At 71.4% G+C, this 21,486-nt stretch carries 16 protein-coding genes; 6 read left to right on the top strand and 10 right to left on the bottom strand.

Translation table 11 applies throughout. From position 1 onward, the window contains the following. Positions 1 to 33: 33 nt before the first annotated feature. From AQI95_RS38445 to AQI95_RS38415, 7 genes are all read right to left on the bottom strand, one after another. On the bottom strand, positions 34 to 798 hold the full coding sequence (locus tag AQI95_RS38445; protein WP_067135166.1) for a class I SAM-dependent methyltransferase: 765 nt from the start codon (positions 796 to 798) through the stop codon (positions 34 to 36). Positions 799 to 889: 91 nt separating this feature from the next. Further along, positions 890 to 2,098, bottom strand: coding sequence for an aminotransferase class V-fold PLP-dependent enzyme (locus AQI95_RS38440; RefSeq protein ID WP_067135164.1), 1,209 nt, complete (start codon positions 2,096 to 2,098; stop codon positions 890 to 892). 7 nt (positions 2,099 to 2,105) lie between these two features. Continuing rightward, positions 2,106 to 3,425, bottom strand: coding sequence for a pyridoxal-phosphate dependent enzyme (locus AQI95_RS38435; RefSeq protein ID WP_067135162.1), 1,320 nt, complete (start codon positions 3,423 to 3,425; stop codon positions 2,106 to 2,108). Next, complete coding sequence (locus AQI95_RS38430; protein WP_067135160.1) at positions 3,422 to 4,909, bottom strand: Y4yA family PLP-dependent enzyme; 1,488 nt, start codon at positions 4,907 to 4,909, stop codon at positions 3,422 to 3,424. The genes AQI95_RS38435 and AQI95_RS38430 overlap by 4 nt, the downstream gene beginning before the upstream one ends. A 168-nt stretch (positions 4,910 to 5,077) precedes the next feature. Further along, the gene (locus AQI95_RS38425) at positions 5,078 to 7,900 is read right to left on the bottom strand and encodes a helix-turn-helix transcriptional regulator (RefSeq protein ID WP_159056654.1); all 2,823 of its coding nucleotides are present in this window, start codon (positions 7,898 to 7,900) and stop codon (positions 5,078 to 5,080) included. Between the two features lie 44 nt (positions 7,901 to 7,944). After that, complete coding sequence (locus tag AQI95_RS38420) at positions 7,945 to 8,928, bottom strand: sugar-binding transcriptional regulator (RefSeq protein ID WP_067135229.1); 984 nt, start codon at positions 8,926 to 8,928, stop codon at positions 7,945 to 7,947. A gap of 40 nt (positions 8,929 to 8,968) precedes the next feature. After that, positions 8,969 to 9,466 (bottom strand): ATP-binding protein, encoded by a 498-nt coding sequence (locus AQI95_RS38415; RefSeq protein ID WP_079071802.1) that lies wholly within the window; start codon positions 9,464 to 9,466, stop codon positions 8,969 to 8,971. 248 nt (positions 9,467 to 9,714) lie between these two features. On the opposite strand from AQI95_RS38415, the gene AQI95_RS38410 reads away from it, so the two are divergent. The 3 genes from AQI95_RS38410 to AQI95_RS38400 are packed head-to-tail and all read left to right on the top strand — an operon-like array spanning position 9,715 to position 12,922. After that, the gene (locus AQI95_RS38410) at positions 9,715 to 11,079 is read left to right on the top strand and encodes an ABC transporter substrate-binding protein (protein ID WP_067135225.1); all 1,365 of its coding nucleotides are present in this window, start codon (positions 9,715 to 9,717) and stop codon (positions 11,077 to 11,079) included. Positions 11,080 to 11,132: 53 nt separating this feature from the next. After that, positions 11,133 to 12,077 carry a carbohydrate ABC transporter permease gene (locus AQI95_RS38405; RefSeq protein ID WP_067135156.1) on the top strand — a complete coding sequence of 315 codons (945 nt, stop codon included), beginning with the start codon at positions 11,133 to 11,135 and terminating at the stop codon, positions 12,075 to 12,077. Further along, the gene (locus tag AQI95_RS38400; protein ID WP_067135155.1) at positions 12,077 to 12,922 is read left to right on the top strand and encodes a carbohydrate ABC transporter permease; all 846 of its coding nucleotides are present in this window, start codon (positions 12,077 to 12,079) and stop codon (positions 12,920 to 12,922) included. The genes AQI95_RS38405 and AQI95_RS38400 overlap by 1 nt, the downstream gene beginning before the upstream one ends. Before the next feature lie 22 nt (positions 12,923 to 12,944). Here AQI95_RS38400 and AQI95_RS38395 read toward each other — a convergent pair whose 3' ends face one another. Then, positions 12,945 to 14,537: an alpha/beta fold hydrolase gene (locus AQI95_RS38395; RefSeq protein ID WP_159056653.1), complete on the bottom strand. Its 1,593-nt coding sequence runs from the start codon at positions 14,535 to 14,537 to the stop codon at positions 12,945 to 12,947. Positions 14,538 to 14,808: 271 nt separating this feature from the next. Beyond that, positions 14,809 to 16,311: a serine/threonine-protein kinase gene (locus tag AQI95_RS38390; RefSeq protein WP_067135149.1), complete on the bottom strand. Its 1,503-nt coding sequence runs from the start codon at positions 16,309 to 16,311 to the stop codon at positions 14,809 to 14,811. A 627-nt stretch (positions 16,312 to 16,938) separates the two neighbouring features. On the opposite strand from AQI95_RS38390, the gene AQI95_RS38385 reads away from it, so the two are divergent. Together AQI95_RS38385 and AQI95_RS38380 are read left to right on the top strand one after the other, a co-directional pair. Next, positions 16,939 to 18,072 carry a hypothetical protein gene (locus AQI95_RS38385; protein ID WP_067135147.1) on the top strand — a complete coding sequence of 378 codons (1,134 nt, stop codon included), beginning with the start codon at positions 16,939 to 16,941 and terminating at the stop codon, positions 18,070 to 18,072. Positions 18,073 to 18,553: 481 nt separating this feature from the next. Next, complete coding sequence (locus tag AQI95_RS38380; protein WP_159056652.1) at positions 18,554 to 18,976, top strand: hypothetical protein; 423 nt, start codon at positions 18,554 to 18,556, stop codon at positions 18,974 to 18,976. Between the two features lie 49 nt (positions 18,977 to 19,025). On the opposite strand, the gene AQI95_RS38375 is transcribed toward AQI95_RS38380, so the two are convergent. Then, entirely contained in the window at positions 19,026 to 20,342 is a 1,317-nt protein-coding gene (locus tag AQI95_RS38375) for a C1 family peptidase (RefSeq protein ID WP_244188978.1), read from the bottom strand. 263 nt (positions 20,343 to 20,605) lie between these two features. On the opposite strand from AQI95_RS38375, the gene AQI95_RS46785 reads away from it, so the two are divergent. Next, entirely contained in the window at positions 20,606 to 21,478 is an 873-nt protein-coding gene (locus AQI95_RS46785) for a lipocalin-like domain-containing protein (RefSeq protein ID WP_067135143.1), read from the top strand. Positions 21,479 to 21,486: the final 8 nt, after the last annotated feature.

Genomic DNA, 21,486 nt, shown 5'->3' with positions numbered 1-21,486 from the left:
CCGGCAGGCGCGGTGGCCGAGCCACGCGTCAGGTCAACGGACCGCGACGACCACGCAGCTGTCGCCGTACTGCCAGACGGCGCCGGCCCGCTCGAACCCCGCCAGCCGCAGCAGGCGGACGTGGTCGGACAGGGACAGGCGGGCGGCGCTGCCGGCACCGGCGGGGGGCTGGCGCCGGCGGCGTTCGGCGAGGAGGTCGGCCAGCTCGGGCTCCTCTTCGGCGGCCGTCCACCAGGAGGCCCAGTCCTCGTGGGCGAAGGCGCGCTGCCGCTGGGCCCGGCGGCGTCCCACGCACCCCGCGACCTCGGCGAGCACGGCGTCGTCCGGCGGCAGGTGGTCGCCGTTGACGAGGACGCCGCCGGGTCGCAGCAGCGCGGCGAGGTCCCGGTAGACGCGGCGCAGTGTGTCCGCGTCCAGGTAGTGCAGCGCGGTGGTCGAGACGGCCGCGTCCAGGGGGCGGTCGAGAGCCAGCGCCCGTGTCCAGCCGTCCGCGCCGATCACCGTGTCGACGTAGCGGGCCGCGTCCGCGCGGTGGACGCGGGCCAGCTCCAGGAGCAGGGGGTCCCGGTCCACGGCCACGATGTCGGCGTGCGGCAGCCTGCGGGTCAGCCGGGCCGCCAGCGATCCGGGGCCGCAGCCGAGGTCCACGACCGTGGGCCGGTCGGTGCGGTCCGCGGTGATGTGCTCGACGACGTCGGCGATCACCGTGAAGCGATCCTCGCGGTCGACGGCGTACCGCTGCTGCTGGAGTTCCCAGCGCTCCACCCACTTCTCGGCCGTCGCCAGGCTCAGTCCCATCCGGTCGTGCCACCTTGCCGTCTCGCGCGCGTTCCCTTCCCCCGCACCCTACGATGGAAACGGTTTCCATTACATTTCGGGGAAGGTCCTGTCACCCGAGAGTGGCAAGGACCGACAGCAGCCGGTCGATCTCCTCGACGATGGTGTAGACGTGCAGGCTCACCCGCACCGACTCGCTCCGCTCCCCCGCACCGCCCTGGCAGTGGTGGTCGCAGCGGACCATGAAGCCGTGGCTGAAGAGGATGAACCCCAGGTCGCCGGAGCTGATCCCGCGGTGCCGGAAGGTGACGATGCCCTGGCGCCGCTGGACCGGTGAGTCGGCGGCCAGACTGGTCTGGCAGCCGAGGACCTCGTAGGCGTCCAGGTGGCGCAGTCCGTCGGTGAGACGGGACGCCAGGGCGACCGTCCATCGTTCGATACGGTCCGGGCCCGCGGCCCGAAGCCAGTCCAGCGCGGCGGCCAGCGAGACGATGCCCACCGTGTTGGGGGTGCCGGACCAGCCGCCGGGCACGAACCGCGGGCCGCGCGCCTGACGGGCCCAGACCGCTCCCGAGCCGGGCAGGGCCAGGGCCTTGTGCCCGGAGAACACGACGAAGTCGACGTCCAGGTCGGCCACGGACAGCGGCAGGTGGCCGATGCTCTGGGCGGCGTCCAGGCAGATGACCGCGTTCGGGCCGACCGCCCGCCGGATGCGGTGGATGTTCATGTCGCCGCCGTAGACGTGGTGGACGTGGGTGACGGCGACGAACCGGGTGCGCGGCCCGCCGAGTTGTGCGAGGGCCGTGTGGTCGTAGTCGCCGGACGCCTGCTGGTAGGGCATCGGCAGGATCCGGACGTGGGTGCCCTGGCGGGCCAGCTGCCGCTGTGTCTCCAGCCAGGGCTCGATGTTGGCCTGGTGATCGGCGACGGGTACGACGATCTCGTCGCCGTCCTCCAGGAACCCGGGGAGCCAGTCGCGGGCGATCGTCCGCAGGCCCTCGGTGGTGCCGCTGGTGAAGTGGACGGCCGAGCGCTGCGGGGCCGGGTCGTCGAGGAAGCTCCGGACCTGGTCACGGGTCTGCTCGACCAGCGCTGTGGTGCGGTTGGCCCACGGGTATGTGCCACGCCCGGCGTTGGCGTTGGTCGTGGTGAGGTAGGTCTCCACGGCGTCGAGGACCGCCCGGGGCTTCTGGGCGGTGGCCGCGCTGTCGAGGTAGGCCAGGTCCGGGTTCCCGGTGACGATCGGGAACTGGGCCCGCAGCGCACGCTGCCACTCCCCCAACTCCCCGACGGCCGCTGTGCTGTCGGCACATGAGGTCATGGGGCGGTCAGTCCCGTACCAGCGGGGCGCCCGCGTCCCGCCAGGCGATGATGCCGCCGGCCAGGCTGCGTACGTCGGGGTGGCCCATCCGGGTCAGCAGCGCGGCGTACCGGGCGGACTTCTCGCCGACCGGGCAGGCCAGCAGCACCGGGCGAGTGCGGCTGAACGGCAGCCCGCCGTGCACGAGCTCCTCGAACAGCTCGTCGACGATGTTGACCGAGCCGTCGATGTGCAGGGCGGCGAAGGCGTAGGGGCTGCGCAGGTCGACCACGAGCGGGGCGCCCGTGCCGATCCACGTCCGGGCCTGCGTCACTCCGATGGCGGGCGCCGTCCGCACCTCGGCGTCGGTGAGATCGGCCGGGGAGTTGGCGCGGCGAGGGCGGCCGAACAGATCGGGGCGGCGCTGCCTGACGTAGCTCACATAGCTCTCGACGCGGTCGCAGACGATGAAGACGGCGCTCCGCCGCTCGGCCGTGTCGGCCTCGACGGCTTTCAGACGGCGTACGGCGCCGAAGTAGGCGGCACCCCCGGTGGGTCCGGCCAGGATGCCGCAACGGCGGTTCAGGGTCAGCATCCCCTCGATCGCCTCGTCCGAGTTCACCGCTTCGATCGAGTCGTAGGTGCCGGGGTCGAAGAGGCCGACCTGGTGCGCCTCGTCGATGGTGCGGATGCCGGGGATGAAGTCGGACTTGGCGGCGACGAGCCCGACGACCTGTACGGCGGGATCGTGTTCGCGCAGGACCCGGGCGACGCCCGTCGAGGAACCCGCCGTCCCCACGCAGGCGATGAACCAGTCCGGGGCGCGGCCGTCCAGGTCCTTGACGATCTCCGGGCCGGTCCCGGTGAGGTGGGCCTCGGTGTTGCGCGGGTTGAAGTACTGGTCCGTGTGCAGATAGGCGCTGCCGGGCTCGGACAGGCTCCGGTGGAAGAGGGTCAGCGGGTCGTCGGTGGCGGTCGGGTCCAGGCATTCGCTCTGGCCCGGCAGTTCCTCGATCTCGGCGCCGAGCAGCAGGAGCAGATCCTTGATCTCCGGGACGCGCATCCGGTTGGTCACGCTCTTGAAGGCCAGACCGTGCATCCCGGCGAGGACGGCCAGGGCCTTGGCGGTGTTGCCGCTGGACAGCTCCACGACCTGGCTGCCGTGCTCGGCGGCGTCGGCGAGACGCAGGCCGGTCATGTTCCAGGCGGCGCGGTCCTTGACCGAGCCGAACGGATTGAGCAGTTCGAGCTTGGCGTACAGGTCGATGTGTTCCAGACCGTGCACGGCCGGGTCGATGCGCACCAGCGGTGTGTTGCCTATGGCCTCGGTGATGCTGTCGTACCTCACTGTGCTCCCCCCATGTCGTACCCCGGCGCGCCCCCGGACGTCGTCGGCCAGTACTGGTCGTCCAGGCACCAGCGCCACGCGCCGTCCTCCTGCCAGGCGGCGACCTTGCGCGCGACCGGCTGCCGCTGGGCACGGGTGGCGTGGAAGTCCATGCAGTAGCCGGCGGTGTTGGCGAAGGCCAGCAGGTCGCCCGGTTCGGGCCGGTGCGGCAGGAAGACCGTCCGGCGCGTGATCAGGTCGGTTTCCAGGCACAGCGTGCCGAAGAGGTGGACGGCGACCGGTCCCGCGGCCGCCCGCTTCGGATCCCTCGGGACGACGACGGGGTCCATCAGCACCCCGTGCTCCTCCAGGGCCACGTCGTCGGCCTTGGCCGCGAGCCGTACGAGGAGTTCGCCGCCGTTCTCCGGTTCACGCACCTCCAGCACTTTGGCCAGGGTCAGCCCGCACTGGTCGAGCAGGGCTCGGCCCGGTTCGATCCGCAGGTCGTACAGGTGCTCCAGCAGCAGCGCGGCGAGGGGCCGGCCGTCGAAGGACGCGGCCGGGTGCCCGAGCAGTCCGTCGAGGTAGCGGGGCCCGGCGAGCGGGCGGTGGGCGGGGTAGAGGGCGAGCGATCCCCGGAGCGTGCCGCTCTCGTTGCGCAGCCCGTAGCCGTGCCCGCCCCAGGTCAGGGGCGGCCGGGTGCCGAGGACGGCCGCGGTGAGACCGGTGGTGTAGCGCTCCCACTGCTCGCCGTCGGCAAGGTAGTCGACGCCGAATCCGCCGCCGATGTCCACGGTCGAAGGCCGCAGTCCTCGGCTTCGGCACTCCTCCAGCACCCGCAGGCAGCCTTCCAGCGCGGTCGCCTTCTCGGTGAGGCTCGTCGTGTCGAGGTGATAGGCCGCGCCCACCGGTTCCACGGCATCACTGTGCCGCTCGACCGCGTCCAGCAGTCCCGCCCACTCCTTCACGGGTGTTCCGAAACGACTGCGTCGGCTCAGCACCCGCACACCGGACGTCTCGAACCCGGCCAGCCGGAACAGGACGCACGCCCGAGGAAGTGCGAACTTGCGTACCAGCATGGCGAGTTGAACCAGTTCGGCCGGGCTGTCGACAGCGACGGTGACCGAGGTGCGCGCGGCCAGCCACAGGAATTCCGGGTTCTTCGGGCCGGTGGCCGTGATGCGGTCGGGAGTGAAGCCGGCGCCGAGCGCGTGCTGCAGTTCCCCGAGCGAGGCGACGTCGACGCCGGCGTCCGTCGCCGCCAACCGACGCAGCAGGGCACTGGAGCGATTGGCCTTGTGGGCGAAGAGCACCTGACCGGACAGATGGTGCCTGTCGTACACCGCCCTGAACTGCTCCAGATTGGCGGCGAGTTGATCGGGCACGACCACGTTCAGCGGAGAGCCGAGGGCGTCGGTGAGCGGGTGCAGCAGCTCGGGCGACGCCAGCAGCGAGCGCAGCCGGTCTCCCAGCCGCGGTGCGAGATACAAGGGCTGCCCGCCCATAACCGGCCCTCCCCCTGCCCTTCGGGCCCGGCTTGCCGGGCACGCTCCCCCCGCTCCCCGCGGTGCGCCGTGTAGCACCCTTCCCGTCCGCCAGTCGCTCTATCCCCTGGGACTCCAAAAGTGGACGGAAAGCGAACGATTCTTGTCAGCTTCGGGCGAGTGGGCGAGTCAGCCGCTGCGCGGTGTGGGGCGGGGCAGGGCGGGAAGCGCGGGTTGTGTGCGGGGGCCGGTGGTCAGTGCCGTGCCCAGTTCGGCTCTGCCGTCGATGGCGAGCTTGCGGTAGACGTGTGTGAGGTGGAACTCCACGGTGCGCCGGCTGACGAACAGGGCGGTGGCGATGGCCTGGTTGTCCATGCCGGTGGCGGCGAGCGCGGCGATGCGGTGTTCGCGTTCGGTGAGCGCGCCCACTCCGGACTGGCGTCTGCGGCGGGGGCGCGCGCCGGTGGCCAGGAGCGCGCGGTGGGCGCGTTCGGACAGGGGGGCGGCGCCCGAGGCGTCGGCGAGGTCGAGTGCCTGGCGCAGGGCTGTCCGCGCCTCCGTGGGACGGCCGGTCTCGTGGAGTGCTTCGCCGAGGTCCGCGAGGGTGTGGGCGAGGGCGCGCCGTGCGGGTGTGCCCTGGAGGAGGGAGGCCGCCTCGGTCAGGGCGGCGACGGCGCCGTCGCCGGTGTGCAGGCGGCCGAGGATGCGCAAGGTGGTGGCGACCGTGTGCGGGGCGCCCCAGCGGCGTGCTCGTACCAGCTCCTCGTCGGCCAGCTCCACGGCGGTGTCGTGGTTGCCGAGGCACTGGTGGACGAGGGCGGCATGGGAGCGCCATGGGACGAGAGCGGGGTTGTCGTATCCGCCGTCGCGCATCAGCCGTGCGCAGGCGCCGAGTTCGTCCAGGGCGGCGTGCGGGTTGCCCTGGGTGTGGTGGTTCCGGGCGCGTGCGGCGTGCAGGGGCGCCCAGCTCCAGTGGTGGCCGGCAGGACTCTGGTACGAGGTGTGGCAGGCGTGCTCCGCCTCTTCGCGGGCGCCGAGGTCGAGCAGGGCATGGATGACCTGGGCGGTGGCGTAGGGCTGGTAGCGCTGCCCCGGGGGTGCCGCGGCGAGGGCCTGGCGGCCGAGTGACAGGGCGGACGTGATGTCGCCGGTGCGGTGGGCGATCTTGGCGCGCAGGGCCAGGAAGAGGGACCGCACGGGGGCGGGGCCGCGGGGTGTGCCGTCGCCGAGGAGCTGGTCGCAGCAGCGGGCGGCGTCCGTGAGGCGGCCCGCGTGCAGCAGCGCGGTCGCCGCGAATGCGGTGGTGAGGGCGGGTTCCTGCGACGGTGCGGGCCGGGCGAGCGCCCGGTCGGCGAGATCGGCGGCGGCGTGGGCGCACTGGCCGGTCAGTGTGGCCTTCAGGGCGAGTGCCGCGAGCAGCAGTCGCTGCCCCGGGCTCGTGCCGGCCAGGTCGCCGGCGATGTCGCCGCGGGCCGTCCAGGCGTCGGCCGCGTGCGGGGTCTCCTCCAGGAGGACCAGGATGCCCTGGGCCCACAGCCGGTACAGCGTCTCGCGGTCGTCCTCGCCTATCTGGCCGGCGAGATCGTCCAGGAGGGCCACGGCCGCCTCGGGGCGGCCGGTGCGCACCAGTGCCTCGGCCAGGTGCGGCGCCAGGGTCGCCCGCCTGCGGACGTCCTCCTCGCCGTCCAGGACGGTACGCAGACGGGAGGCGGCCGAGTCCGGGTCGAGGTGCACCTCGGCGATGCCCAGCCGGGCCAGGAGCGCGGGACGGTCGGTGTCCGCGGGCGGCTCTGCCAGGGCTCGGGTCAGATACGCGCCGGCAGCGGGCGGATCGGAGCCCTCCTCGGCGATGCGGGCCGCCTCCCGCAGTACCGGCACCCGCCATGCCTGCCCGTCGGGTGGCGTGAGCAGCAGCATGTCGGCGATCTCGGGGGCAGCGGCGCCGAGATCGCGCAACGCCTCGGCCGCCCGGGAACGCAGTGCGTCGAGCGTGTGCTCGCCCGCTCGCGCGGTGAGGACCCGCACGACGGCGGCGGAGCCGAGGTGCCACGGCGGCCCCGCGCACAGCAGCCCGGCGTCCTCCAGGGCGGTGACCGCCTCTTCCGCGGCCGGTGCGGCGATCCCGGCCGTCCGTGCCAGCAGGGGCAGGCCGGTCGCCCGGCCGAGGGCTGCTGTCGCCGTGGCCACGGCGGTCACCGCGGGCCCGTGGCGGCCCAGCAGCCGGGGCAGGGCACGCAGGACGGCGCGGGAGCAGATGTCGGCCGCTTGTTCCGGCGTGACCTGGGCGGCCGGGATGCCGGTGCGGGCGACGGCGTCGGCCACGGCGCCGAGCAGCCCCGGGTTGCCACCGGTCGCGGCATGGCACATCGCCGCGCTGTCCTGTTCCAGGGCCTGGCCGAGCTTGCCGGCCAGGGCGTCGGCCGTTCCCCGCTCGGACAGGGGCCGCAGTCGCAGGCGGGGGAATTCCGGGCATGCCGCCAAGGCCGCCTCGAGCGGCCCGCGGGCGGCTCCGCAGGCCGTACGGGTGGCCACGACCAGTGCGATCCGGACACCGTCCAGGCGACGGGCCAGGTAGGCCAGCCACTGCTGCGAGAGGTCGTCGGCGTGGTGGGCGTCGTCGATCAGCAGGACGACCGGAGCGTTCCGCGACAGACGCAGCAGCACCAGATACAGGCCGTGGAAACGCTCGACGGGAAGGGCCTGATCGCCTCGCCCGTCGGAGGGTGGGACAGGGCCGCGGTCCGGCCGGTCGAGGTCCTCGTCGCTCAGCAGCGGATCGAGCAACTGCCGTACGGTTCCCCACGGCACCCGCTCCTCCTGCGGACAGCAGCGTGCCCGCAGCACTCGAGCCTTGCGCTGACGGGCACGCGTCGCGGCTTCGGCCAGCAGTGCGCTCTTTCCGGCCCCCGCCGGTGCGTCGACCGACACAGCCGTGCCGTCGCCCTCGACGACTCGGCGGAGGAGGGCGTCCAGCACCTCCAGGTCGAAGCCGCGTTCCACGAGAGGCGTCATGGCCGCTCCGTACATGGTGTCGATGGGCTGCGTCGGCTCGCGCGTCACCGAAGCAGGTGCTCGGCGACGGCCGTGTGGGTGACGATGCCGTTGAACAGGCCCGTCTTCAGCGCCGCCGAGGTGGCGGCAGCCCGCTCCTCACCGTCGGCGAGGAGGATGACGTCGGGCACGTCGCGCAGTTCGTCGAAGCTGATCGCGATGATCCGCTCGGTGAGTTCCGGGGCGACGGGACGCCCGTCCGCGTCCAGCAGTTGGCCCACGACTTCGGCGCATGTTCCGAGGCTCCGGTACTGCTCGCGCGCGTCGTCGTCGAGCGCGTCGTAGATGGTGGACAGCCCGGGCCCCCACGCGCCGACGGAGACGACGGCCTTGGTGAGGTGGCGGAACTGGTTGACCGCTTCGGTGATGCCTGGCTGTCGGCGGAGCATCCGGGCCGCCGCGCCGTCAGGAAGAAGCAGTGGCGCGTGGATCGCGTACACGGGGCCTCGCGCGATCGAGGCGGCTCGGCGTACGGCTTCCACGGCACTGCTGTCCACGGGCCGCAGCGGGGTCACCCCGCACAGCTGCACCACCTTGCACCGGGCGAGCACGGTCAGTTCGCGACCGAGCGCTTCGATCTCGGGGCCCCAGACGAGTCCGAGGACGTCGGCCTCCGTGACGATCTCGGTGAGCAGCCCCGCGGCGACGGCGCCGAGGCGCCGGGTGGCGAGCACCGCGCCGCCGGGCTCCCCCTCCGTCGAGGCGAGGACGACGCAGTGGCGGAGGTTGTACCGGGTGCGCAGCGCGTCGGAGCGTTCGGCGTCCAGTTCGGCGGGCAGCCGGACTTCGAGTCGGATCAGGCCGTTGTGCAGGGCGGTCTCCAGCATGCGGGCGACCTTGAAGCGGCTGATGCCGAACTCCTGCGCGATCTCGGTCTTCGACCTGCCCTCGAGGTAGAAGCGACGGGCCATGGCCGCCGTCTGGACCAGCTCTTCCGGACCCGTGTGGTGCGGGGGCCTGCCGACTCGCGGCCCGTGCTGCGTGCTCATGCCGTCCACCACCCCTTGTCCATGACCGCTCCTTCCCGTGTCAGCCGAGGACGGGAGCGACCGCACGCGGCAGACACGCCCGGACCCACTTGCCGCCTCCGGGTGCCCACCCGGCCGTCCAGGACCCGGCGAGCGCGGTGACGATCGCAAGCCCGCGCCCGCAGTCGTCGTCGTTCCCCGCCGAGCGGGGCACCGGCAGCTCCGGTGACCGGTCGTGCACCTCGGCGTGGAGTACGTCCGGCCTCAGTTCCAGCGTGAGCGTGATCGGCGATCCGGGTCCGCGTTCATCGGGGCACGCGGCGTGCCGGTGTCGGGCCGGTGGTGGTCGCGAGCCGTGGCAGACGGAATTCGTGACCAGTTCGCACACGACCAGGACGGCCGCTTCGACGAGTTCCTCCGCCTCTCCCCAGTGGCACAGGGACTTTCTGGTGAAGGCTCTCGCCTGCCGGGGCGCGGTCAGGACGGGCGGCAATTCGATGGAGACGGAGGCGACTTCGGCATCAGCGCACGGAACGTCGCGTTCGGCCACAGCGTTCATGGCGTCTTCCGATCTTTCAGAAGAGTCTGGATCGCCCCGGTGGGGCTGCCCTGAGTTCACCGCGCGGGTTTCTGCTCAATCGAGCATATAGACCTCATGCGTTTCAGGTACTTCCCATTAAAGGCCGTGTCAGGTCGACGTCAATGGGATCGCGGCGATGATGGGAAATCCGAGCGAAAAGTGCTCACACGAGCATTATTTCGGTGACCTCGTCGTTGTACAGCCGGAACAACGAGGAGTACTCCACGATGCGATTCCTGAAGACCCGGCGACGACGCTCCGTCGCGGCCGTCGCCGCGGCCCTGTCCGCATTGCTGCCGGCGGCCGGCTGCGCCGGGGCCGGAGCAGTCGGCGGCGGCTCCGGCTCGATCACGGTGGCCATCGTCGCCAACCCGCAGATGCAGGACGTACAGAAACTCACCCCGTACTTCGAGCGCGCCCACCCGGGTGTCCACGTCCGGTACGTCACGCTGCCGGAGAACGTGGCCCGTCAGAAGATCACCGAGTCGGTGGCGACCGGCGGCAGAGAGTTCGACGTGGTGATGATCAGCAACTACGAGACCCCGATGTGGGCGAGGAACGGCTGGCTGGTGGACCTCCAGCCGTACGCCGACCGCACCCGGGGATACGACCCGGGCGACTTCATCGCCCCGATCCGGCAGTCCCTGTCCTACCGGGGCGACCTGTACTCGGTGCCGTTCTACGGCGAGTCGTCGTACCTGATGTACCGCAGGGATCTCCTCGCCGCCCACCGCCTGGCCATGCCCGCCCGTCCCACCTGGGACCAGGTCGCCGCGCTGGCCCGGAAGCTGGACGACCCGGCGCACCGCATCGCCGGGATCTGCCTGCGCGGGGTCCCCGGCTGGGGCGAGAACCTGGCACCGCTGAACACCGTGATCAACACCTTCGGCGGACGCTGGTACGACCTGAGGTGGAACGCCCAGCTCACCTCGCCCGAGGTGACGAAGGCGGTCGCCTTCTACACCGACCTGCTCCGTACGGTCGGCGAACCGGGCGCGGCGACCGCCGGATACACCGAGTGCGGTACGGACATGGCCCAGGGCAATGCCGCCATGTGGTACGACGCGACCGTGGCGGCGGGCTCGCTGGAGGACCCGAGCAGCAGCAAGGTCGTCGGCAGGATCGGCTACGCACCCGCCCCCGTCGAGCGGACCCGGTCCTCGGGGTGGCTGTACTCCTGGTCGCTGGCGATCCCCAGGACCAGCCGGCGCCGGGACGCCGCCTGGCAGTTCCTGTCGTGGGCGACCTCCAAGGAGTACATCCGGTTCGTGGGCGGCAGGCTCGGCTGGTCCCACGTCCCTCCGGGAAGCCGCGTCTCGACCTACCGCATCCCCCGGTACGCCGAGGCGGCCGCCGCCTTCGCCGGGCCCACACTGCGGGCGATCGACGGCGCCGATCCCGCACACCCCACCGTGGCCCCCGTGCCCTACACGGGCGTGCAGTTCCTGGACATCCCCGAGTTCCAGGATCTCGGCACCCGGGTCAGTCAGCAGATCACCGCGGTGATCGCCGGACGGAAGTCGGTGCGCGCCGCCCTGTCCCAGTCCCAGCAATACGCCCGGACGGTCGGCCGCACCTACCAGCGCCGCTGACCTTCCCACCAGCACCGACAACCGCTCCCAGCCCCGCCGTCCGAGGAGGCGCCATGGCGACCCTGGCCCCGTCCAGCCCCGTTCCCCTGACACCGGGCGGGCAGTCCGTACGGCTGCCGCGCCGCGAGGCATGGCGGCGCCGGCTGCCGCTGAGCCCGGCGCTGCTCCTCGTGATCATCGCCACCCAGATCCCGTTCGTCTTCACGGTGCTCTTCTCGTTCCAGTCCTGGAATCTGGTCCGGCCGCACTCCCGGCACTGGGTGGGCCTGAGCAACTACCGCGATGTCTTCACCGACAGCGCCTTCCGCGACGCACTCTTCACCGAGATCGAGATGACCGTCCTCGCGGTGGCCGTCTCGATGGCGCTCGGTGTCGGCCTCGCCGTCCTGCTGGACCGCGAGTTCCCCGGCCGCGCGGTGGTCAGGACCCTGCTGATCGCCCCGTTTCTGATCATGCCGACGGTCGCGGGACTGCTGTGGCGGACCACGATGCTCGACCCGGTGTACGGCATCGTCAACTTCCTCCTGCACCTGGTCGGCGTCGCCCCCGTCGACTTCGTCAGCCGGTTCCCGATGGCGTCGATCGTCACGGTGCTGGTGTGGCAGTGGACACCGTTCATGACGCTGATCGTCCTCGCCGGGCTGCAGAGCCAGTCGGGCGACGTACTGGAGGCCGCGCAGATCGACGGCGCCGGCCCCTGGACCACCTTCAGGGCCATCACCGTGCCGCATCTGAGGCCCTACATCGAACTCGGTGTACTGCTCGGCGCGATCTACCTGATCAACACCTTCGACGTGATCTTCATGATGACCCAGGGCGGCCCGGGTACGGCAACCACCAATCTGCCGTACTACCTCTACCAACGGGCCTTCCTCGGCTTCGACGTCGGGCAGGCGTCGGCCCTCGGCGTGGTCACCGTGGCCGGAACCATCGCCGTCGCCTCGATCGCCCTGCGCATGCTCTTCACCGTCTTCAGCACCACCGAAGGGAGGGCGTGATGAACGCCGCCGAACCCTCCGCCCGCCGCGTCAAGCGCCTGCTGGGAAGGAGCGCTTGGACCGCCGGCGCCTGGCTGGCCGGGCTGGTGTTCTTCTTCCCCGTGCTCTGGATGGCACTGACCGCCTTCAAGCAGGAGTCGGACGCCTACACCACCACCCCGCAGCTCGTCTTCTCCCCCACCCTCGACCAGTTCCGGGCGGTGTTCGCGAGCGGCATCGGCCCCTATCTCGCCAACTCGGCACTGGCGACGGTGCTGTCCACGCTCCTCGTGCTCGCGCTCGGCGTTCCGGCCGCCTACGCGCTGTCGATCCGATCGGTCCGCAAGTGGCGCGACGCGCTGTTCTTCTTCATCTCCACCAAGATGCTCCCCGTCGTCGCCGCCATCGTCCCCATCTACCTCGCCGTACGGGACATCGGGGCCCTGGACGACATCGGCACCCTCATCGTGCTGTACACGGCGATGAACCTGCCGATCGCGGTGTGGATGCTGCGCTCCTTCTTCCTCGAAGTCCCCGGTGAAGTCCTGGAGGCCGCCCGCGTCGACGGCGCGACCCAGCGCCAGGAGATCACCCAGGTGCTGCTGCCGATGGTCGCTCCCGGCATCGCGGCGACCGCGCTGATCTGCGTGATCTTCTCCTGGAACGAGTTCTTCCTCGCCCTCAACCTCACCTCGGTCCGAGCCGCCACCATGCCCGTCTTCCTGATCGGCTTCATGACCAGCGAGGGCCTCTACTGGGCCAGGCTCGCCGCCGCCGCGACCCTGGCCTGCCTGCCCGTCCTGCTCGCGGGATGGATCGCCCAGAAGCAGCTCGTCCGCGGACTGTCCATGGGAGCCGTGAAGTGAACCGGACGTCGCACCTCCCTTCTCAACCGGGGCAGTTGGTGATCCCCTCGGGAAGCCTCCCGTCGACGAGGTAGGCGTCGACGACGCGATCCGTGCACTGGGAGGGGGTCTCGGAGGCGTACGCCCCGTGCCCCTGCCCCGTGCGCACCAGGAGTGCGCTGTCCGCCAACTGCGCTTTCACGGCCCGCGCGTTCTCCAGCGGGGTCTGGGGATCATCGGTGTAGGACACCAGCAGCACCGGCGGCGCGCCGGGCGCCGTGACGGGCTCGACCTTCCCGGTCGGGGCGATCGGCCAGGTCGCGCAGTCGAGCATCTGCCAGGCGATGCCACGCCCGAACAGCGGCGACTTCCGGGCGAACTCGTCGGCCAGGTCGAGCATCTCCCGCGGGGACCTCGGCGCGCCACGGGAGTCCAGGCACAGCACGGCCGGGTTGCCCATGGCTTCGGTCCGCTCCTGTTCCTCCTGCCCCGGTGCGGATTCCTCGTCGCCGGCCGCGCCCTCCTCGCCCGCTCCCGCGGCGCCGTCCCGCGCCATGTCGTCGAACGCGCCGGCGTCACCGTCCACGGCGGCCGCCAGGGCGTCGGTCAGCCGGCCCCAGTTCTCCTGGCGGGTCACCGTACGCAGGTACGCGGACACGGCGGAACCGGTCAGCCGTCGGCCTCCGGGGCCCCGCAGCGGTGTGCGCTCCAGATCCGCGACCAGGCCCGTGATGCGCCGGACGACGTCCTCGGACGTGGCTCCGAGGCGCAGGTCGCCGCGGGCCACGAGGTCGGCGGCGTAGCGGCGCAGCGCCTCCTCGTCGGTCCTGACGTCGAGGAGGGCGACCTGCCGCATGTCGCGGGCCGGGTCGACGACACCGTCGAGCACGAACCGACCGACCTTGTCGGGGAACAGCCTCATGTACTGCCGGCCGAGGAAGGTGCCGTACGAGATGCCCGTGTAGTTGAGCCTGTCGTCCCCGAGGACCCTGCGCAGGACCTCGAGGTCGCGTGCGACGCTCGCGCTGTCCATGTGCGCGAGGACCGTGCCGCTGCCCCGATGGCAGGACCGGGCGAGCGCACGGGCCGCGGTGAAGGCCTTCTCCGCGTCCGCCACCGTCCGGGGCAGGTCCTCGGGCTCCTGCGGCACGCCGCCGGGGCATTCGATCGGCGCGGAGGCGCCCAGTCCGCGCGGATCGAAGCCGACCAGGTCGTAGCGGGCGCGGGCCCTCTCGCCGGCCGTCCAGGTGCCGTCGGCCACGTCCGCGGCGCCCGGTGCGCCGGGACCGCCGGGGTTGTAGAGCAGCGAGCCGAGCCTGCGGCTGCGGTCCTGCGCCTTCACCCGGGACACCCGCAGCCTGATGGTCTCCTTGTCGGGAGCCGCGTAGTCGACCGGCACCTCGACCCAGCCGCACTCCGCGCCGGCGACCGGTTCGGACGAGACGCCCTCGCAGCCGGCCCAGTCGACCGTCTGCTGTGCGAAGCGCGCCGGCAGCGGCGGCAGGGACGCGCCCTTGTCGCCGTGCTCGCGCCGGGAGGCGGCACCGCCTTCAACGGAACACGCCGTCACCACCAGGGTGGCCACGGCGAGGACGGCCGCGGAGAGGGGCAGGGACTTCCCACGCGACATACCCATCGCCGTTCTCGCCTTCTCGTCCCCTCGCGACATGCACGACGGTCACCACTCGCATGGATGCAGTGCGTCGCCGGCCGGTCGCGGCCGGAACACGGGGCACCGCCACTGTGGCCCGCGCGGTCGGCAACCGGATCCCGTCGCGGTCACACGGGCGCTGCGGTTCGGCGACAGCCAGCCGACCCTCCCCGCTCGGATCGGTAACGTCCCAGCTCAGCGGCGACATCCGACCAGCCGGCACGCGGCCCCGCGGGGACCGCGGGGAGAGCTGCGGCTAGCCGCGCAGGCGGATGCCCTTGGCGGCATTGTCGAAGACCGGGCGGTACCGGCTCCATTCGTCGTTCGGCGCGGAGAGGTAGATCACGTACTGGGTGCCGTCGGAGCCGCTGAAGGCCAGCTCGACCGCCCGGTATTTGCGCACCCTGCCCTGGAACGTGAACTCCCAGTACCCTGCGGGCCGCCCCCGGAAGGTCGTCCGGTCCATCCTGACCCGCTCGTAGCCCGGGTTGTCCTGTCGTGTCTGGGCCTCTTCGGTGTCGCGCCAGTGCCGCACGGGATCGTTCCCCGCGAACTGGACGACGTTGATCCTCATGCCGGCCAGCCCGGAGATGTAGGCGACCTCGCCGCCGGGCATGTTCTTGAAGGTCCAGCCGTCGGGCACGGGGACGGAGATGCCCTGTGCCGCCTGCTCGAGGCGGTAGCCGTGAGGAAGCGGCGGCAGTGACGACGACGAGGAAGCGCTCGGTGTCCCCGGGCGACCCGAGGCCCCGTCACCGCGCGCAGCGTCCCCCCGTCCGAGCCAGAGCGCCCCGCCCGCCGCGACGGCGGCCACCAGGACGGCCGGGACGATCCACAGCGCTCTGCGGCGGCCCCACCTGCCCTCGCGCGCAGGGGCCTCGGGGCTGTCGCCACGCGTCTTTGGTTCCGTGGGCGGTTCGAGCAGGGCGGTGCCCGTGGTGTCGGCCGCACCGCTCAGGAGACGTTCGGCCTCGTCGGCGTCCATGCGCTGGCCGGGGTCCTTCACCAGCAGCCCCTCGATCACCGAGGTGAGGTGTCCGGCGTCGCTCGCGGGAGGGCACTCCTCGGTGGCGATGGCGTACGCCGTCTCGATCGGGGTGTCCCGGTGGAACGGCGGCGTCCCCTGCACCGCCTGGTACAGCGTCGCGCCGAGCGCCCACAGGTCGGACGCGGGGCCGGGCTCGGCGATGCCGCTGCGGAGGCGTTCCGGCGCCAGGTAGTGGATCGAGCCGACCAGCTCGCCGGTCCTGGTCAGTGACGGCGTGCCGGGCTCGACGGCGATCCCGAAGTCGGTGAGGACGATCCGTCCGTCGTGTCCGAGCAGGACGTTGGCGGGCTTGACGTCCCGGTGCAGCACTCCGACGGCGTGCGCGGCGCGCAACGCGGCGGCCATGGCGCGGCCGATGCGTGCCGCCTCGGTGGGCGACAGCGTGCCCTGCCGCTTGAGGACGTCACTCAGGGTGAGCGAGGGTATGTACTCCATGACGATGCACGGCAGCCCCTCGTCGTCGACGACGTCGTGCACCACGATCACATGGGAGTGGGTGATCCGGGCGGCGCTGCGGGCCTCGCGGCGGGTGCGCTCGTAGAGCCGCTGGATGTCGTCGTCGTGCAGGTGCGGCGGGACATGCAGTTTCTTCACCGCCACGTGCCGGCCGAGCAACTCGTCCTCGGCCCGCCACACGGTACCCATCCCGCCGCGGCCCACGCGCTCCACCAACCGGTATCGGCCGGCTATGAGCCGCCCCAGATCCGACACCGCGGAACCTCCCCCTCCTCGCACGCCTGAGCATGCATGACATTTGCGCAAGCACCTTAGCGCGTGCGGTTCGCGGGCAGCCGCCCCAGCACCCGCCGACAGGGGGCATCCGTACCTCGGGGCCGCCTGTACCGGCGGAAATCGAGGTTCGGCCTCTGAAGATCGGCACCGGCTTCCGTAGCAGTTCGCCGATGGGGCACAGAGTCAGCCGCAGCAGTACGCGCATGTCATTGCGGACGCGACGGCGCGCCTCATTGACTTCCCGCAATGCCGCCCCGGCGGGCACTCCCCCGTCAGGCGTCGAACCCGGCGATCCATCGGTGACCCACGGGGCGGCGATTCGAGTCCGCCCGCTCGAGAGAACGGATGCACGCCATGTCGCCTCGTGCTGCCCGATTCCGCGTTTCCGGCACGGGAGTGCCCCGACGCCACCGGTCCGAGAAGGCCGAGCCGGAAGACAGCGAGGCAACCCGGCCATGGGCCGACCTGCCCGACGCGGCACTTGTCGCGAGCCTGCGCATCCCGGCCACGTCCAGGCCGGGCGACCGAGGACCGGGGGACGAACCCAGAGCCCGTAGACGACAGATCGCGGCAGCCGCGGCCGAACTGCGCAGGCGCCGCCTACCCGTGCTGCTCGACTACGCCGCTCTCCTCGCAACCGGGGCGTCGGTGCGGCTCTTGGCGCTGGAGGCGCTCCAGCGCGCCGTGCTCGACATACGCACCGCTGCGGGCACCGACCAACCGCCGCTCCACCACCCACTCCTCCTGGCCGAGAGGACGGCCAGGGTATGGGCCGGCACCACACGGCGATCGGAACTCTCCGCCGCGTTCGTCTCGTGGCTGGACCGTACGCCACACCCTCTGCCCGGCCCGCCTTCCACCGAGCCGTCCTGCGCGCACCCCGGCACCATCTCCTGGGCCTACCACCGCCTTCCCCGGCGCACCCAGGCCGTCCTGTGGCACACCGTCGTACAGCGGGACGACTCCCTCTCGGCGGGACGGTCCCTCGACGTGCACCCCGACAGGGTGTCGCAGCTCCGCCGCAGTGCGCTCGAAGAACTCCGCCACATCTGCATGGACCACCACGCCGAGCGGTCCGACAACGGGCACTGCCGTCTCTTCGGCTCCCTCCTGGAAGCCGCCACCCGGCTCAGGGGCGCCTACCCGAGTGCCGATCTCGACCAGCACCTGGCCGACTGCCGCGCCTGTTCCCTCGCCCACTCCGAGCTGACCGGCATCAACGAACGGCCGGGCGCGCTACTCGCCGACGCCCTGCTCCCCTGGGGTGGAGCCGCATTCGCCGCCGCCCGAGGGAGGCGCCCTGCCCACGCACGGTCCGAGTCCATGCCGCACACCGTCGGCCACGCCGGGCCGCGTACGGCGACAGCGCCGGCCCTCCCCCGGCTGTGGCAGGGCAGCCGCAGGCATCCGACAACGAGCGTCGCAGCAGCTGTGGGGATCCTCGCGGCCGCCGCCACCGCGCTCCACCTGTCCCTGCACAGCCACGACACCGGCGCCACCCGTCCGGTGCCCGCTGACTCAGTCCGGACCACTCCCCACCCGAGCGACGCCCCGCATCCTTCCCGCGGCGCACCACGCGGCAGGTCGGCAGGGCACCGCGACGGTCAGGTCGGCGCCGGCGGGGCGGCGACAACAGTGCCGGGGCGCATTCCCTCCGCACCCGAGGCACATGTCTTCAGCGTCCCGCCCACCTGCGGTCGCCAGGTCCGCAGGAATTCGCCCCTGCCGCCGAAGACATGAACAGGTCCCTGCCTGCTTCCACCACAGCACGCGTCGTGGGGCGTCATATTCGAATACAGCGACACACTCAGAACGGAGCGAGAAGAGCGGTCGGCCGAGCGGACCGACGCGGTGCTCTTCGACATCGGTGGGACGATCTACGACGACGAACGCTACGTCCAAGCGCTGTACCAAGCCGTCGCCAGATCTTTCCGGCCTGCTCGAGACCGTGGAGATCGGCGGCGAATCGTCGGTCCGCTTCGGCATGGCTGTTCGGACTCCACCTGCCGCTCTGCTGAAGGGTGCGGTACGCGGCATCGTGCCGGTTGCAGGCGGCGTCCGCGGACGTACCCTTCAGCGGCTGGCCGACGGACGCGACAAGTGAATTGCCCGCGTCAGGGACACGGCGAACACTGCGCGGTCCCCGCACGTTGCCCACGGGGGCGGGGGGATATGTCTACGGAGTCGCCGCGGTCACTCTGCGCCGTCTATGATCATGCACATGTCCGCACTCCGCGAGCGTTCCGCGCACAGTCAACTGGCCCCCGGCGAACGGCTCTTGGGGTACGCCTCCGTCGTCCCCGCGAGCGGCGCCAAAGGCGTCGGTATCGGTGGGGCCGTAGCGAGCGCGCTGGTGAACCATGTCGGGGCGGAGTCCGGCGGAGCCGGCAGTATCGCCGCGGGAATGCCGCGCACCTCCGGCGCGCTGCTGCTCCGCGTGACCGACCAGCGCGTCGGGCTGGTCAAGCCCCTGGACGGCACCCCGGTGTGGGAGGTGCCGCGCGCCTGGGTGACCCGGGTCGAACGCCGGCCCCGGACCCAGCTGATGGCCCGCTTCCGCCTGCACTACGCCGACGGCTCCTGGCACGCCTTCCTCACCATGCGGCGTCGTACGATCGAGGAGTTCCGCACGCTCATCGGCTGACCTCCGGTGCGCCACGTCGCAGAGTCAGGCGGCGTGCGAGGAGAGTGGCTCAGTCGGCGAGGGCGCCCATGGGGTCCCAGGCGGGGAGGACGATGGGCGGTAGGTCGAGGGCGGCAGCCAGCTCCGGCGGCAGCGCGGAACGCCGGACGGCGATCTCGAAGACATGCTCACCGAACCACGAGTCGTTCATCGTCCAGAAGCCCTTGTCGGCCTTCTCCTCGCCCCAGCTGTTCTCCACCCGCCAGCGGCGCGGGTTCCCGTCCACCACGTCGACGCCGGTGAACAGCATCGCGTGTGTCATCTGCGTGTCGTGGTGGAGCAGCCGGGTGGCCTTGTCCATGGTGAAGGGAGCGTCGTAGACGGCCGCGTAGTCGAAGAGCCCGGCGTCCCAGACGCCGGCGTCCGAGCGCATCATCTTGGTCACGTCGCAGCCGAACCACACCGGCTCGCCGCCGACGATCGCCTCCATCGCCAGCCGCTTCAGCAGTTCCATCTGCACATTGAGGTAGACCACCGGCGGGGCGTCCACGACATTGCCCAGGTACTCGACGGTGAAGGTGCGGCCGACCGGGCTCGACTCCCGGGGGTCGTGCACCAGGCAGACGTACTCCTCCAGCGGGAGCCGCACATACGCGGCTGCGAACTCCGCCGGGGTGAGCCAGCCGTCGCGGTGGAACTGCTTGTCCTTGTCCTCCCACTGCCACAGGAATCGCTGCGGAGGCGTGCCGAGGTGAATGCTGAGCACCCGGTGGACGGCGGCCAGCACGTCCCGCTTGTGCTCCCGCTGGGCGGCGACTCCCTCGGCTGCCCGCTCGCGCAGTTCGTGGGCGCCCTGGCGGAGCAGGGTCTTCAGGGCCCGGTTCATCGCCCGGGTCGCGGAGGAGCTGTCGGTCTCCGGCATGGCCGACTTGGGCACCAGGCCGTGCTTGGCGACCAGCGCCACGAACATGTTCCACTGCCCGCCGTCACCGATCGGGTCGGCCAGCAGATGGGCCACCGTACGGTCGTCCACATCCCGGTCCGAGGTCTCGATGACCGCCTCCAGGAGATGGTTGGCCCGCTCGAACTTGTCCCACCAGAGCAGGTAGTTCTGGGAGAACTCGAAGTCCTTCACGCCCAGCTTTCGCGCGGCGCCGACCCGCAGCAGATTGAGCCCGGCGAACATCCAGCAGCGCCCGCTCTGCTTCTGGTTGGTGACCCTCCAGTCGTCCAGGTGGTGGGAGACCGAGTGGTCGATGCCGGTGAGGATCCGGCGGTCCAGGGCCACGTCGTCCACCGGCGTCTGGGTGACGGCGTTCTGCATCAGCCGGTTCACCGGGCGAGCGGCGAACTCCTTCTCGAAGAACTCGAGCTGATCCGGAGTCAAACTGCGATCCATCGCCTGGGGGGAGTCGTCGCTTCCGAAGGTCACAGCGTTCTGCCTCCAGTTCACAATGATGCTCGAAAGGACCGCGCTCTCACCGTTGCACGGCCGTTCGCCCGGAGTCAACGGAGAATTGAGGGTGAGCTGCCGCGACCGCGATGTACCCGCACGCCGGTTCGTCCGCCGCCTCCCGGGCCGATCGTCGGCCGTGTCCCTTTGATTCAATGTGATCAGGCAGCAACAGCCGCCCGGTGAAAGGAGATTCGATGACCACGACCCGTCCCACACTGATCGACGCCGCCCAGGTTCTCACCCCGACCTCCCCCGACAACACGGACTCCTGGTGGTTCTGTGCCAAGGTGCACGACCACGAGAAGGTCTTCTGGGTGAAGATCCACACGATACTGATGCAGGGCGCCTGCCTCAGTACCGTCGCGCTCCTGGACGACGGTGGGGACGGGGACGGGGACAGCGAGAACGGGCACGGCCGCACCAGCGCCAGGCACACCGTCGAAGCCGTGGCCGATGTGAAGGTGTCCGCCGATTCCCTCTCTGTGCAGACATCGGCCCTGACCGTGAGCGGAGACCTGGACCGGCTCGACATCTCCGGCACGACGGACACCGCCTCGATTCGGCTCTCCCTGCGGCGCGAGGCGCCCGTCCTCTACAACGGCGGCGGTGGGGTGTTCCCCTTCTTCGGCGGCACGACCGGGCAGTACGCACTGCCCGGCCTGACCACGTCGGGAACCATCACCGTGGGGGGCGTCACGCATCAGGTCGGCGGACGTACCTGGCTGGACCGTCAGTGGGTCGCCGGCATCACCCAGCCGCCGCGCTTCACATGGCTCGGACTCGATCTCGGCGCGGGCCGGTATCTGAGCGTCTGGGACGCCGCGGGAGACGGTACGTGCTGGCTCACCCAGGTCACGGCCGACGGCTCACACCTGATCACCGAGGGCCGACGGACCGACCACGACGGGCACTGGGTTCTGACCGTTCCCGCCCTCGACGCCTCCCTTGCCATCACCCGTCAGACACTCTTCGGCACCGAAGGCGCCTACACGGGCGCATGCCAGGTGACCGGCACACTCGCGGGCGAGGACATCACCGGACACGGCTTCACGGATGTCATCGGCTGATACGGCCC

This window comes from Streptomyces yokosukanensis, from assembly GCF_001514035.1.
GTDB classification, from domain to species: Bacteria; Actinomycetota; Actinomycetes; order Streptomycetales; family Streptomycetaceae; genus Streptomyces; species Streptomyces yokosukanensis.
The sequence above is the reverse complement of the archived record's forward strand: the minus strand, read 5'-3'. Positions and strand labels throughout refer to the sequence as shown.